Raw genomic sequence first — 14,839 nt, forward strand, 5'->3', positions numbered from 1 at the left:
GTGCTATTTTGATTCAAAGAAGCTATCGTAAACTTTTATAAGCTCGTCAGCACTATCTGAAATTACTAATAATACGTAATTCCCTTTTGTAATAAGTTTGTAGTTTTTAGCATTCTCATATTGGTCTGGTAAATATTGTTCAAATTGTTTTTGAACATTTTCTGCACGTTTTTTTAATGCCGCTTGGATATCCGAAACATCCTTTGCTTCTTTTACTTTGAATATAGCAATTTCATTCGTTTTAATATTCATCATTGGCACACGTACTGAATAATCCTCAAGCTTAGCAGAATCTATATTATAGAGGTCCTTTAATTCTTCCGCTGATAATTCCATTAGTACGGGTTGCTCTACTTTTTCTAACATTTGATCTGCCATTTCTTTAGCAGACAGTTTTACTTCAATTGTCGAATCTTTATCTCCAGCACAAGCAGAGATGATCACAGCTAGCATAGCCGTTAATAAAATCATTATTGTTTTTTTCATGTTAAAAACTCCTTTTAAATGTGTATTTCAATGAGAGTAGACGTAGAGCATCTACGAACGTTACATAAAAAGTTTTTTCTTTTATAATTTTTTGCGTTTTTTAGAAGTGATTGTACTTTTTTAGCAAGAAACACTTACCTTTAACCTCTTTTCTATGAAAAAATATCCACAAAAAAGGGTACACCGATTTCCGATGTACCCTTTTTCCATTTACATTCATTTTCTTGATAAACGATAAACTAAAGCAATATACAGTAAATCATACATAACGGTTGCCATAGAAGTAATTGTAATGAATGGGGTTCTAAAATAAATAAAGAAACCGACAGCTGCAAATAACGTTCCAATCATTTTGCAAAGTGCAATGGACATAGATTGGCCAGCTAAACTCCCCCTACCGAGCAATAAACCGATAAATAGTCCAGACATCATTAAATTTTGTATAAATGCCGCATATTTTCCTTCCATATCATGTAGCTCATGGGAAAGTACCATAATGATTAAAAAGCTGACGCTAAGTGTAAATAGGAATGATGTGTAAAAAAGTTTTGAAGAAATCGTTTTTTTATATTCATTACGCCCATATATTAAATATTGCCACATAATGACAAGGTCGAGTACAAACCATATAAACGAGATAACTCTTTGTAAATCATTTTGCGGATAAATAAAAGTAAAGATAAATTCCCATGAAATATTGGCACATATTGCAACCATTGGCATACCATATTTCTCATCTTGAAAGCTCCGTTTAATAATAAGTATGTATGTCAAAATCCAAAAAAGTCCCATGCCTAGTTGGCAAATAAATAAAAAATTATATTGATTCATTAAACACGCTCCTTTTAAACTTGCTTGATAGAAAAGAAACCTCTTCATGTTACTGTATGACTAGTACTGAATCTATTATGTCAGTTGTAAGAGGTACAATTTAAACAAGTAAAAATATAGCGCTCCAGTCAATTAACCTGTAAGTCAGGATGCACGTTGCATAAGCTATACATTGGCAATTCAATTCGATATAGTTAAACGGGGTGAGTAAATGAAAACTAAAATTTATTACAACAATGAGCAGTTCATAGCAGGAACTACCTTGAAAGATAGTACGGAACTTGAACAAAACAATATGGCACTACACGTTTGCACAAGCCCAGATGATGTAGTAATTAATCGAAAGAAATTAGCGGCAACCTTACATTGTGATATTAATGATTTTATTTGTACGCAGCAAACACACAGTGCTAATTTTCATCGCGCGACGTTAGCCGATAAAGGATTCGGGGCACAGCGACAAGATACAGCCATTGCCAATACCGATGCGCTGTATACTTTTGAAAAAGATTTAATACTTTGTAGTTTTACGGCTGATTGTGTACCTGTCATTTTTTATAATAATCATCATGGTGTGATTGGTGTGATTCATTCAGGCTGGCAAGGTACAGTCAAGGAAGTGACAGTCAAACTATTTCAACATCTAATCGAGACAGAGCAATGCAGTCCTCAAGATTTCCACGTACAAATCGGCATGGCACTTAGCCAGCAGAAATTTGAGGTTGATGCCGATGTCTATGAACAATTTAATCGTCTCGGCTATGCGGATGATTTTATGTATTACAATGCACAAACAAATAAGTATCACATTGATAACCAACAAACTGTGAAAAAGCAATGTGAGCTTGCAGGCATTCCTTCACATCAAATTATGATTGATAATACGTGCACGTTTCTTAGTGACCAAGGGTTCTCCTATCGTCAGGATAAACAGAGTGGCAGACATTTGAGCTTTATCATGCGAAAATCATAAGGATTACAACCTACTTACATCAAAAAGGCAATTTATCACTAATATCGATGATAAATTGCCTCACTTCTATATGGTTAATTCACATATCCTCATTATTTACTGATTCATTTCTATTAGCATTTTTTAAATTGCATAAAAGCTGGCTATCCTATATAACATGTCCATTGGTTTTCCAATTCATTAGTGTATAGGAGGAATAATAATCCCTATTCCATATATTATTGTACTTAGCTTGCTTATTTCATTATTAAATATATTTGATGGTTTTGCGACACACTTTGGGTTGCTTCACAATAAAATTGAAGAATCAAACCCGATTATGCACTTTTTATGGATGTCAAGCCCTGCCTTGTTTTTAACAGTGAAAATGATGCTGTCTATATCCATTTCCTATCTTTCCTATTTAGTTTATAAGCTGAGTAGCACTCGTTTCCGAAAACTATATACAACCTGTTTATTGGGAATTTTTATCCTTTACTTAGCAATTTTTAGCCTGCATCTGTACTGGCTAATTGTACTTTAATCTAATGATTCTTGCTTTATAGAAAAATGGTTATTTTAATGTTCCCGTACTAATGATGGATGTTTTTACATGAACATCGATTGCAACTTTACTAACAATTTCTCTCTTCTTTTCGGTTGTCCATTTTCCATAATGATACATTCGGAAATATTCACTTAGCCCACTTGGATCTACTTGCCATCCATTCAGTTTATCTAAAAACGCCTTACTATCTTGCTCTAACTCCTTATTTACGTCTTTTTCCAATTCGGCTAAGCTTTCTGTTGTAAATAAATCATTCTCTCTTTCACCTTTGTACTCACTTAATGTTCCTTTTATCTCTATAGATATAGTGAGCTTAGGTGAAGTCATACTTTTATTGCTTTTTAAGTGCACATCATTTTCAACTAAGTCAATTAATAGTTTTTCTTTGCCATGTCCCTGTTCCATCGTAATATCCAATGGGGCAAGGTTTTTTCTTCCTTGTATTGCTTGAATAATAAGTGCCTCTTTTGGATTTATTAATTCAAACATTTGGTTACCTTTAAACACCGCAATTCCTTTTATTTCAATTTTATCACTATTTTTATCAATAAACGGAATAATAGGATCGAACACAGGATTAGTAATCGTATACATAAAATCGTGAATATTTGTATTAGGATTAAATGCTGTATTTATGCTTGGCTGCAATAAATCGTTTAAATAAAAGTTAATATTTGGTTTATCTGGATAATTATATTTTAGCATTTCCTCTCCATTTTCTTTCACAATCGCAATAAGTACTTTATTACCTACTTCTGCATTTCGGTATAAATGTTGAATCACTTTTCGCACATTACCTTGACGTGCAAACTCCTCATTAAACAACACAACACGTAATTGATTAAAAACAATCTTTTTATCTGAAAGCTTTTCTATTTCAACAATGCCATTTGAAACGAGATCCGTGACGACTGTAAAAGTCTGTGTACTCCGTTGTGCTTCAGGTGAATATTGAGGGATTGCGACGGTTAGTTTCATGCTGTCTTTATCTATATAATCAAAAGCGATTATACCTACCATCCCTACATCTTCAAGTGGTACCTTTATTTCCTTTTCTCCGCAAGCAGCTAAAAATAACAGTTGTATAAAAAGCATTAGACAAAGAAGTTTTCTGTTCATAATTGCACCTGCTTCTTTTTTCGAAATGCATAAATCATAATTAATAAAATAGGCCAAAAAATTAGCATGTAGCCAACATAACTTGCACCAATAAATAATTTTTCTTGAAAATCTCTTGAAAAAGGCATTTTCACAACAAAGAAAATAATTATTGCTAAAATATATAAATAAGCTTTACTTTTTTTAGATAGTAAAGAATCTACACCTTTTTTCGCACACCATAAATAAGCTGCCACCGTAGATAATATTAAAAATACCCATAATGTAATACCGAAAATATCAATTCTTTCAATAAAAGAAAACTCACCAGCTTTAAATAAATTTAATACTGAAAATTCAACATTTACCAGCTGCCATTCTGAATAATACATTACACTTATCGCTGTTGTAATAAAACAAATTAGAATACTAATCCAAATACCTATTAGCGTATGCCGATATGCTTTTTTTTGATCGACAATGTAAGGAAAATAAAACATGATTAATTCATAGCCTAAAATCGATAAATAACCTCTTTTTAATGCCTCATAAAAGTCGTTTACACTAAAAAAATTGTATAGAGGTAGAAAATGGCTCATATCGCCCTTTTCAAATGCCCAATGTGTAAAATAGACCATTCCAATTGTTAGAAAAAAGGTCAAAATACAAAATCTCGCTATAGATTTAATACCTCCACTAACAATGTAAACAAGCAATAATAAAAAACAAAAAACAGGTCCAGTAATTGTTTGCTCTTGAAGTGCAGTACTTTGAATAAGGTGCATATAGTTACTAATAATTCCCGCAATAAAAACAATAAATTGAATAACGAAAAAAAGATTAATAAATTTACCTAACCATTTTCCTAGTAGAATTTCATTTATACGAAATAAGTTATCGTTCGGATATTTTGAACTAATCCAAACCATTGGGTAAAGTGTAGCACTCGCAATAACACCAAAAAGCAGTGGCATAAAAGCTTGGCTATATCCTAAAGAACTAAGTTGCTGAGGTAGTGAGAGAATGCCAGTACCGATCATTACGCTTTGTGCCAAAAAAACTACATGATATGCATTTAATAGCTTCCTCTTGCTCTTACCTGTACTCAACTTTAAACACCTCAAATTCTGTAACAGCTTTTATTTTTTTTGTGCTCTAGAAATACCTTTCTTTTCATTTAAATATTTAATTGGAAAACGAATAATACTATCCATTAAATCTTTTGCGTTCCGAGGAACGACTGGCGTCATATATGGTGTCCCTAGAGAATTTAAACGTAATAAATGCGCAAATAGCCATGCAAACGCGAGCATTAATCCGTACAATCCAAAAAGCCCTGCCGATAAAATAAAAATATACCGAATAAATCTACTTGTATTACTTAATAAAAAGATCGGTGGGAGGAATGACAGTAAGGCTGATGTGGCAACTAATACAATTAAAATATTACTAAGCAATCCAGCTTCAACGGCCGCAGTACCAATAACGATACCTCCTACGATACCAATTGTTTGACCAACTTTCGCAGGCATTCGTGATCCAGCTTCACGGAGTACTTCAATAATTAATTCAATAAACAATACTTCTATTAGCGGTGGAAACGGTACTTTACTTCTTGATTCCTGCAAGTTTAACAATAGCTCATAAGGTAAAATTTCAGGATGAAAAGTCAATGCAGATATATACATTGGCGTAATCATAATGGTCATAAAAAAACCAAAAAATCGAAGCATTCTTAGCAGAGATGCTGTAGTCCAACGGTTATAATAATCTTCAACAGAAACAAACATTTCAAAAAATGATGTCGGACAAACAATCGCTGCTTGGCTATTATCCATAAAAATCACGATTCTTCCATCAATAAGATACTGACTGACACTGTCTGGTCGTACGCTCATATAATGCTGTGGGAAGGGCGATAACGGATTATCTTCAATCAGTTGCTTGAGCTCTGATATATCTGTAAAGAAGGGATATTGTAAATTATCAATGCGCTCTCGTAGCGTGTCTAAATTTTCTTTATTTACTATATTTTCCATATATAAAATTGAAATTTTTATATTTGTTTCGGTTCCTACAGTACGTGTTTCGTTTTTTAACATTGGATTTTGAATTCGTCTTTTTACTAATGAGATATTGGTCTCTAATGATTCTGTAAAAGCATCTTGAGGTCCAATAACTGTTGACTCCGTTTCCGTATTCGTAATTGAACGAGTAGGCGCACTATAGGTATCAATTACCTGTAAAAGAGCAGGTTTATGGAAAAATAATAACGTTTGACCAGCATTTAATTTTTGTAAAATTACATCAATATCGTCTAAGGCAACCGATTCCGATATTTGGAAAATTTGATTAACATGATTGACTAACGGAATGAAAACCATTGATTGTATGGTCATTTTCTCGATAAGTGAAGAGAAATAAATAATCGTAACATACCCTGCGTCTGTATCCATCTCTTTAATAACAACATCATCAATTTCTTGTATCTTTTTCTTTATTTCTTCTAGTACTTGTTGTTCTTTTTCTTCCATGTTATGTCTCCCCCCTTAAAAGCTAATTGAAATTGGCACGCCCCATCTAACGTTTATATGTACCATGCATACACCATCACCATATTATTCATATAGTTTGTCCTTTTACTGAATAAATATGTATAAAATATTTCTATAAAAAGGACAAAAAAGGATATATCCCAAGCAAGAGATATATCCTTTTCTATTATTTTGTATAATTATTTTCAGATCGTTTTTTTCCAATACCGAACAAATAGTAGCTAAGTGTAATAAGAATAAGGAAAACAATGCCTACAATTAATGAAACTCGTGTATCCTCATTGAACCACATACCAACGAGTACCATTATTAAAAATGCAATTGTCGCATAGTTTGTGAAAGGAGCGAATGGCGTTTTAAATGGATGTTTTTCCAATTGTGCCCCTTTTTCCTTTCTAAAGCGAATCTGACTTATCAAGATGACAAACCATGGAATCATCCCTGGCAGTACACTAGCACTATATACATAGACAAATAGGTTTTTTGGAGCAATGTAACTTAAAATAACGCCTACAACTAAACCAACTAGCACACCAGCTGTACCTAGAATTGGTACACCATTATTTGAAACCTTTGCAAAAAACTTAGGTGCTTGACCATTCATAGCAAGTGTGTAAAGCATGCGCCCAGCACTATAAATCCCACTATTACAGCCACTCATCGCTGCTGTAATGACGACAAAGTTAATGATACCTGCCGCTGCAGTAATACCCACTTTTGCGAAAGTGGCAACAAATGGACTACCAATTGTCCCTAGCTCATCCCACGGATAAACGGTTACAATGATAAAAATTGCACCAATATAGAAAATTAGTATGCGCCAAATAATACTTTGTATCGCATTCGTAATAGTTGTTTGGGGATTTTTTGCTTCTCCCGCAGTAATCCCAATAAGCTCTACGCCTTGGTAAGCAGCAACAACTAAAGATAATGCAAAGAAGAAACCTGTCCATCCGCCAGTAAAGAAGCCTCCGTGAGCCCAAAGATTTGATAGACCAATTGCAATGCCTCCATTGCCAATACCAAAGAAGATTAGGCCAAAGCCCGCCACAATCATTAGCACAATCGTAACGATTTTTATCATCGCAAACCAAAACTCAAATTCCCCAAATGATTTAACAGAAACAAAGTTGGCAACACCAAGTATCACCATGGCAATCAATCCAGGAATCCACGCAGGCAAATCTGGGAACCAATACTGCATGTACGTTCCGACTGCGATAATTTCTGACATCCCAACGATAACCCACTGAAACCAGTTACTCCATGCCGTTAAATAACCTGCTAATGGATGAATATATTTATAACCAAATGTTGCAAATGACCCCGTACTTGGCTCAACATAAAGCATTTCACCCATTGCACGCATAATAAAAAATATAAAAATACCTGATATAGCATAGGCAAGGAGCACGGATGGCCCAGTCCACTGAATAGCACTGGCAGAACCCATAAATAGACCTACACCTATGGTACCACCAAGAGCAATCATTTGAATATGTCGCGCCTCCAAGCCTCTATTTAATTCTTTTTTTGCCACTTGTATACGCCTCTTTCCACTAATATTGCTTCGTTATTTACTTTATAAATAATAATAAATTCTTTCGATAAATACAAATGTATTTTTAGGAAAAACATATTTTTTCTCACTAGAAGAAATAAAAAGGCAACCGTAAACGCTAGTTACTATGTTGTAATACAAGACATTAGATTAGGATTAAATCCCGTTAGAACAAGGAATTTTTGGGTAAACTCCAGATGAAATCCATTATTCATTTTGAAAATATATAAACGTACTACTTTGTAATTTGAAAATTTTAAGAAGCAAAAAAAATTATTTTATGTATCCGTATTATTATTTCAGAATATTCTTAATTGTATTTTTGCAGTCAATAACCAAATATTGTTCATTCAATTTAAATATTTCTTAATATTCAACCGATTTAGCGGAAAATTAGCAAAAACAATTGACCTGAAAGTCAAAAAAGTATAATATTTTTACATATTTCTATGAAAAAGAGGCTTATATGTGAGAAATTTATTATTTAGAAGAAAAAATATAAAGGATTTATTAAAAAAAGATAGTACCATTCAGCTCAAACAATCGCTAGGCGCTTTTGATCTAATATTACTTGGCGTTGGTGCTATTGTTGGAACAGGTATTTTCATCCTACCTGGCACAGTAGCTGCTACCCACGCAGGCCCTGGAATTGTGTTTTCTTTTATTATAGCTGCTATCGTCTGCGCGTTAGCAGGCATGTGCTATTCTGAGTTTGCGTCAAGTGTACCTGTCACGGGAAGTGCCTACACATATAGCTATATTGTATTTGGAGAAATTGTTGCTTGGTTAGTTGGTTGGGCGCTGTTATTAGAGTATGGACTAGCCGTTGCAGCCGTTGCAACAGGATGGTCATCTTATTTAAGTGCTTTACTGGCTGGCTTCCAAATATCGCTTCCAACAGCAGTCTCGGGTTCATTCGATCCATCCGCGGGTACGTACATTAACCTCCCTGCTATTGTCATAATTTTCGCTACTGCATTTTTCTTAACACTCGGAATAAAGGAATCAACAAGATTAAATTCCATTATGGTGTTCTTGAAAGTCGCAGTGATTTTTCTATTTATCGGCGTTGGAATATTTTACGTTGAGCCTACAAACTGGCAGCCATTTCTCCCATTTGGTGTAAGCGGGGTATTGGGCGGCGCAGCACTTGTATTCTTCGCTTACTTAGGATTTGATGCTGTTTCATCCGCAGCTGAGGAAGTAAAAAATCCCCAACGCAATATGCCTATTGGGATAATCGGTTCACTATTAATATGTACAGTTCTTTATGTCATTGTCTCACTAGTGTTAACAGGCATGGTCCCATACACACAACTGAACGTCAGTGATCCTGTCAGCTATGTCATGCAGCTCGTTCATCAAGATTGGATTGCTGGTATCATTTCATTAGGTGCAGTTGTAGGAATGATGACCGTTATTCTTGTAATGTCCTATGGAGGGACACGCCTGTTATATGCACTAGGTCGCGACGGTTTACTACCAAAAAGTATGGCAGAGCTAAGTCCAAAGTTTAAAACGCCAGTGAAAAACACTTGGGTATTTGCAGTACTTGTTGCTTTCTGTGCTGGCTTCGTTCCTTTGTCAAAGTTAACAGAGCTTGTCAATATGGGAACACTCATAGCTTTCACAATCGTCTCACTTGGCGTGATTTATTTAAGAAAAAATAAAAACATTCCTTCAGGCGGCTTTAAAGTACCGTTCTTCCCTGTGTTACCTATTTTGTCATTCTTCATGTGTTTATTTTTAATTTCACAGCTATCCGTACATACTTGGATTGCTTGTGGTCTTTGGTTTATTGTTGGCTTGATAATATACTTTGTATACGGGCTAAAGCATAGCACAATGAATTAAGGTGTCTGGCACTCAAACAATTCTGAATTTTCACTGGGCATGCCCGTGAGAGTGTCAGGCACTCAAACAATTTTTTCCGATTACAAAAAACCCGCTGAAAATTCAGCGGGTTTTTACGTTTTAGTAGTCTTATTGATTTATTGCAACATTGTTTGTTCCTGTAGCTTTATCGCAAAATATTTACGCGCATCCGCTGTCAGAATTTGCAAATGCACAACCTCTTCCTGCCGTGCAAACTCCACAAACATGCCACTTAAGTTTTCATAAACATATTTGATTTTAAAGCCACTATCTAAAAATTCGTCAATTTTTTTTATTTCCTCTGTACTTTGTAAGAAATCAGACATAGCCACACCCCTCTTTTACTTTCTACTCAGCACCTTTTATTTCAAGTATTGGTTCTGCCTGATCTACTGTCTCAACGTCCTCTGAACTAGCTGTCGGCTGAGATAGTGAATCTTGACCAAATAGTTCATCCAAGTTGTGACCAGCAGTAATTCCTAAATACTTAACATCACTTGGATCTTCTAGTTCAGCTTGTGGATACTTTTTGAACCACCAATACTTCGCCAACACATAGTAAACGAGCGCTCCGACAATAAATCCAACTAGGGACGAATATGCAGAAAACACATTAGCTACTGCCCCACCGACAATCCAAGCTATCAAACCAGCCAAATTAAAGCCTTTCATATATTTAAATTGGCCATTTAGCTCATACAAATCTTTTACGTTTACGCGTCTTTTACGTATTAAATAATAGTCTGCAAATAAAATACCGACAATTGCCGTTAAAATACCACCTATAATTAATAACGCATTCACTAATACATCAAATAAGCTCCACGGCTGTGCAAGAATTCCTATTATCCCTGCAATAACAACACCTACCCAGAACGGAACTTTTGGACCGCCAATATTTGAGAAAATAGTAGCTGCCGGAATTACATTAGCAGATGTATTTGTTGACCATTGTGCTAGAACGATCATTAATAAAAGTATCCCCAAAATAAAGCCACTCGCACTTTGTTGTAATGCGTTTATTGGATCAGCAGATGCGACAGCCATATAACAAACCGCTCCGATAGTAACGATAAACGTATTTGTAATAGGCATGACAATTAATGAACCGACCAACTGCGTTTTGTTACGTTTAAACCAATTGCGCTCATTTTTTGGTGCTTTAAAGTAGCGAGAAAGGGACGGCATGTCGGCTGCTAAAGTAGCCCAGAAGCCCATATTCGCCATAATGACAATCATAAATGCTGTAAATGCCGCTACACCTGTAGTTGGCGTCTCAACCCAAGACCAAATTTCTTTCCCTTGAGCTGTAGCAGCATCAGCTAATGTTATATACATCCAACAGGAAATCAAAATGATAATCGGCGCTGCTAAATCTGCAAACCGCTCGATTGATTTAATGCCTAACGACGTATTGAAAAGTTGAAGTGCTGCAAAGACAAGGAAGCATAAGAACCAATTATTAAAGTCAAATAGTAAATTTAAAATCCCATTAATAGCCATTGCACCGAAATATGTGTTTAGACCAAACCAACAGGCCGCTGTCACCCCTCGAACTAACGACGGTATATGTGTTCCAAACGTACCGAAAGGAGCACGCATATAGACAGGAAAAGACAAGCCATGTTCTATTCCGATATCTCCAATTAACGTCATAAATACACCGATTAAACACGAACCTATTAACGTTGCTAAAATTACCATAGGTAACGGTAAACTCATAATAGCAGAACCGCCTATTGCAAAGGCCGCTAATACAATAGCCATTCCTATCCAAATAACTGCAAAACCGAATGTTCCAATATTTCTTTGTTGATGTGTCACTGGAAGTAAATCAGGGGATTTCAAATAATTCCCGTCATGTTCCATACATTTCGCTCCTTTTTAATAAATTATGCATCTGTATCAAGCAATCCGAAAAATGAGTCAGGCTGACCTAGCACATCATTCATCACTTGTACTTGTTACATGATTTTTCATTCAAATAGTTCCCAAGTGAAAGGGCTATAAGAACATTTCTTTCGAGCTCCTTCAACGGTTGATTGCCCTACTGAATGAAATTTTCCGTGACATCTACTTGAGGTTGCCTCCCTTTAACACTAAAGGGAGGTGGAAAAACAGTTACTAACTAACAGTCGAAAATTTTATTTAGATAGACTACTCATAATTAATTGGCGTTCATTCCAAGTCATTGGTGCAATAGCAGATTTTCTTTCTACCATTGTAATTGCGCCATCCACTGGGCACACAATGGAGCACAAATTACATCCGACGCAATCTTCCTCACGAACCTTTAACTTTGGCACTCCATTTTCTGTATATAAATCGATACATTGATGGGACGTATCTTCGCATGCAATATGACACTTATTACAGTTAATACATACATCATTATTAATTTCCGCGACAATTTTATAATTTAAATCTAAATTGCCCCAGTCTGAATAGCGAGATACCGAGCGTCCAACTAAATCTTTCAAGGATGCAATCCCTTTATCATCTAAATAATTATTTAATCCATCAATCATATCTTCAACAATACTAAATCCATGATGCATTGCGGCTGTGCATACTTGCACACCTGTCGCACCCATTAAAATAAACTCTGCCGCATCTTGCCAATTAGAAATACCTCCGATACCCGAGATAGGCACATTAATAAGAGGATTACGGGCACACTCTGCCACCATATTTAGGGCAATCGGTTTAACAGCTGGACCACAATAGCCACCATGTGCCCCTTTACCAGCAACATGAGGCACAGTATTCCATGTATCTAAATCGACACCTGCCAGACTATTAATTGTATTAATCATACTAATGGCATCTGCTCCACCTCTTGTCGCTGCTTCAGCAGTGACAGTTATATCCGTTATGTTAGGTGTTAACTTCACAATAACTGGTGTACGTGCTGCCTCTTTCACCCAATACGTTTGCTTCTCCACCAATTCAGGTACTTGACCAGAGGCGGAGCCCATTCCTCGTTCTGCCATCCCATGTGGACAACCAAAATTAAGCTCAAGACCATCTACCCCCACATCTTCTACTCGTTTTACAATTTCATGCCACTTTTCCTGCTTCGGTTCTACCATAAGGGAAGCAATGATGGCATGATCAGGAAACCTTTTTTTCGTTTCATAAATTTCTTTTAAATTTACTTCCAACGGTCTATCGGTAATTAATTCAATATTATTAAAGCCTGCCACTCGTTGTCCGTTATAACTGACTGCTGCAAATCGTGAAGAAACATTTAAAATTGGTTCACCTAATGTTTTCCACACCGCACCACCCCACCCCGCTTCAAATGCACGTTGCACTTGATAGCCTGAGTTCGTTGGCGGTGCGGATGCAAGCCAAAATGGATTTGGTGATTTTATCCCCGCTAAATCAATTCGTAAATCTGCCATGTCACTTCCCCCCTTATGCAATCTCGCTCGGTTTTCTTAAACGCTCATGAATCTTATATGCTGCATCTTTACCTTGCTGAACAGCAGTTACTACCATTGCCTCACCTTGTCCGTTTCCAAAAACAACATCGCCACAGGCAAATACTTTTTTATTGGATGTTTGCATTGTTGTTTCATCAATATCGACAACGCCATTCGTATGTTGAATGCCAAAAGATTCAATTAATGAAACAAAACGTGTTTGACCAATCGCTTTGATGACGGCGTCTACATTGATTATAAAATTGGACCCTGCAATTTCTTCTGGTCTTTGACGGCCATCCGCACCTGGTGCACCGAGCTGCATTTTCACACATTCAATGCCAACAACTTCCCCTGCTTCATTGCCAATAATTTTTTGGGGTGCAGTTAACCAATTGAACTCCACTCCATCTTGCTTAGCAAATTCAAATTCAAATTTGTAGGCAGTCATTTCTTTTTGTGTTCTTCGATAAAGAATTTTCACATTGTCGGCGCCTAATCGAACAGCACAAGTAGCACCATCAATTGCTGTATTTCCAGCACCAATTACCGCTACGCGTTTCCCTACCATATCAGTTGGAAGCGCTCCCACTTTTGTTTGCTTTACAAACTCAATTGCATCATGGACACCGACAAGATCTTCCCCTTCGATGCCAAGGTTCGGTACAGCTCCCATCCCAACGGCTAAAATAACACTGTCATATTGTGCTAAAATTTCATCTGCAGAAATATCGATACCAACCGTAGTATTTGTTTGAATGTTTACACCAAGCTTTTCAATTTGTTCAACTTCCCAATCAGCTACCTCATTAGGTAATCGGAATGACACAATGCCGTAAGTTCCTAAGCCACCCGCTTTCGATTCAGCCTCAAAAATTGTGACACTATAACCAAAACGACTAAGCTCACGTGCCGCTGAAAGACCTGCTGGACCAGCGCCGATTATTGCGACCTTTAGTCCATTACTTTCACCTTTCTTAAAGAGCTGTGTATTTGTCTCCATTGCCCAGTCTGTAGCATAACGCTGAAGTTCTCCGATTTTGATTGGCTTTGTTGATGAATTTAATACACAAGCCCCTTCACACAGCTCTTCTGTTGGACAAACTCTTGCACAACTTGCACCAATTGGGTTTGCTTCTAATATAGTAGTAGCAGAGCCCTTCATATTACCCGATGCAATTTTTTTTATGAAATTTGGAATTTGAATACTCGTTGGACAAGCTTTAATACATGGTGCGTCATAACAATAAAGACATCGATTTGCTTCTTCGATTGCTTCGTTTTTGGTCATTCTACTAGTTAATTCAACAAAATTACGTTTCAGTTGCTTCGTCATTTCATGTTCTTGAATCGGAACCATTTCCACATCCCCCTCATGTGTTCTTGATGTGACTCGCCATTGTTTAATAGCCGATTGTCTTGTTCTCCAGTCAAAACAATCGGCCATGCATAGCCTTTTATTGATTTATCACTTACTTGATTTAG

13 protein-coding genes are annotated in these 14,839 nt (G+C 36.2%); 3 read left to right on the top strand and 10 right to left on the bottom strand.

The window, feature by feature from the left end:
• Positions 1-3: 3 nt before the first annotated feature.
• Together ACIQ1H_RS09690 and ACIQ1H_RS09695 are read right to left on the bottom strand one after the other, a co-directional pair.
• Entirely contained in the window at positions 4-486 is a 483-nt protein-coding gene (locus tag ACIQ1H_RS09690) for a DUF4358 domain-containing protein (RefSeq protein ID WP_402888403.1), read from the bottom strand.
• Between the two features lie 216 nt (positions 487-702).
• Positions 703-1,317, bottom strand: a complete 615-nt coding sequence (locus ACIQ1H_RS09695; protein ID WP_402888404.1) for a transmembrane-type terpene cyclase — start codon at positions 1,315-1,317, stop codon at positions 703-705.
• A gap of 211 nt (positions 1,318-1,528) precedes the next feature.
• Here ACIQ1H_RS09695 and pgeF point away from each other — a divergent pair, with 211 nt between their 5' ends.
• Entirely contained in the window at positions 1,529-2,290 is a 762-nt protein-coding gene (gene pgeF / locus ACIQ1H_RS09700; protein WP_402888406.1) for a peptidoglycan editing factor PgeF, read from the top strand.
• Between the two features lie 232 nt (positions 2,291-2,522).
• Complete coding sequence (locus ACIQ1H_RS09705) at positions 2,523-2,813, top strand: DUF5658 family protein (protein WP_402888408.1); 291 nt, start codon at positions 2,523-2,525, stop codon at positions 2,811-2,813.
• A 30-nt stretch (positions 2,814-2,843) separates the two neighbouring features.
• Here the strand turns inward: ACIQ1H_RS09705 and ACIQ1H_RS09710 are convergent, their stop codons facing one another.
• The 4 genes from ACIQ1H_RS09710 to ACIQ1H_RS09725 form a co-directional block, all read right to left on the bottom strand.
• Positions 2,844-3,956: a Ger(x)C family spore germination protein gene (locus ACIQ1H_RS09710; protein WP_402888410.1), complete on the bottom strand. Its 1,113-nt coding sequence runs from the start codon at positions 3,954-3,956 to the stop codon at positions 2,844-2,846.
• Positions 3,953-5,044 carry a GerAB/ArcD/ProY family transporter gene (locus ACIQ1H_RS09715; protein ID WP_402888411.1) on the bottom strand — a complete coding sequence of 364 codons (1,092 nt, stop codon included), beginning with the start codon at positions 5,042-5,044 and terminating at the stop codon, positions 3,953-3,955. Before ACIQ1H_RS09715 ends, ACIQ1H_RS09710 begins: the two co-directional genes overlap by 4 nt.
• A gap of 30 nt (positions 5,045-5,074) precedes the next feature.
• Positions 5,075-6,469, bottom strand: coding sequence for a spore germination protein (locus ACIQ1H_RS09720; RefSeq protein WP_402888413.1), 1,395 nt, complete (start codon positions 6,467-6,469; stop codon positions 5,075-5,077).
• Between the two features lie 187 nt (positions 6,470-6,656).
• Positions 6,657-8,030 carry an amino acid permease gene (locus ACIQ1H_RS09725; RefSeq protein WP_483869766.1) on the bottom strand — a complete coding sequence of 458 codons (1,374 nt, stop codon included), beginning with the start codon at positions 8,028-8,030 and terminating at the stop codon, positions 6,657-6,659.
• Between the two features lie 489 nt (positions 8,031-8,519).
• Here ACIQ1H_RS09725 and bcaP point away from each other — a divergent pair, with 489 nt between their 5' ends.
• Positions 8,520-9,905 (top strand): branched-chain amino acid transporter BcaP, encoded by a 1,386-nt coding sequence (gene bcaP, locus ACIQ1H_RS09730; protein ID WP_402888415.1) that lies wholly within the window; start codon positions 8,520-8,522, stop codon positions 9,903-9,905.
• A gap of 137 nt (positions 9,906-10,042) precedes the next feature.
• On the opposite strand, the gene ACIQ1H_RS09735 is transcribed toward bcaP, so the two are convergent.
• The 4 genes from ACIQ1H_RS09735 to ACIQ1H_RS09750 all read right to left on the bottom strand — a co-directional run bounded on the left by ACIQ1H_RS09735 (position 10,043) and on the right by ACIQ1H_RS09750 (position 14,714).
• Positions 10,043-10,252 (bottom strand): hypothetical protein, encoded by a 210-nt coding sequence (locus ACIQ1H_RS09735; RefSeq protein WP_173478500.1) that lies wholly within the window; start codon positions 10,250-10,252, stop codon positions 10,043-10,045.
• Positions 10,253-10,274: 22 nt separating this feature from the next.
• Positions 10,275-11,795, bottom strand: coding sequence for an NCS1 family transporter (locus ACIQ1H_RS09740; RefSeq protein ID WP_402888417.1), 1,521 nt, complete (start codon positions 11,793-11,795; stop codon positions 10,275-10,277).
• 275 nt (positions 11,796-12,070) lie between these two features.
• Positions 12,071-13,333, bottom strand: coding sequence for an NAD-dependent dihydropyrimidine dehydrogenase subunit PreA (gene preA, locus ACIQ1H_RS09745; protein WP_402888419.1), 1,263 nt, complete (start codon positions 13,331-13,333; stop codon positions 12,071-12,073).
• Positions 13,334-13,346: 13 nt separating this feature from the next.
• Positions 13,347-14,714, bottom strand: a complete 1,368-nt coding sequence (locus tag ACIQ1H_RS09750; protein ID WP_402888421.1) for an NAD(P)-dependent oxidoreductase — start codon at positions 14,712-14,714, stop codon at positions 13,347-13,349.
• Positions 14,715-14,839 lie beyond the last annotated feature (125 nt).

Source organism: Lysinibacillus sp. NPDC097279, assembly GCF_044761745.1.
Taxonomy (GTDB): domain Bacteria; phylum Bacillota; class Bacilli; order Bacillales_A; family Planococcaceae; genus Lysinibacillus.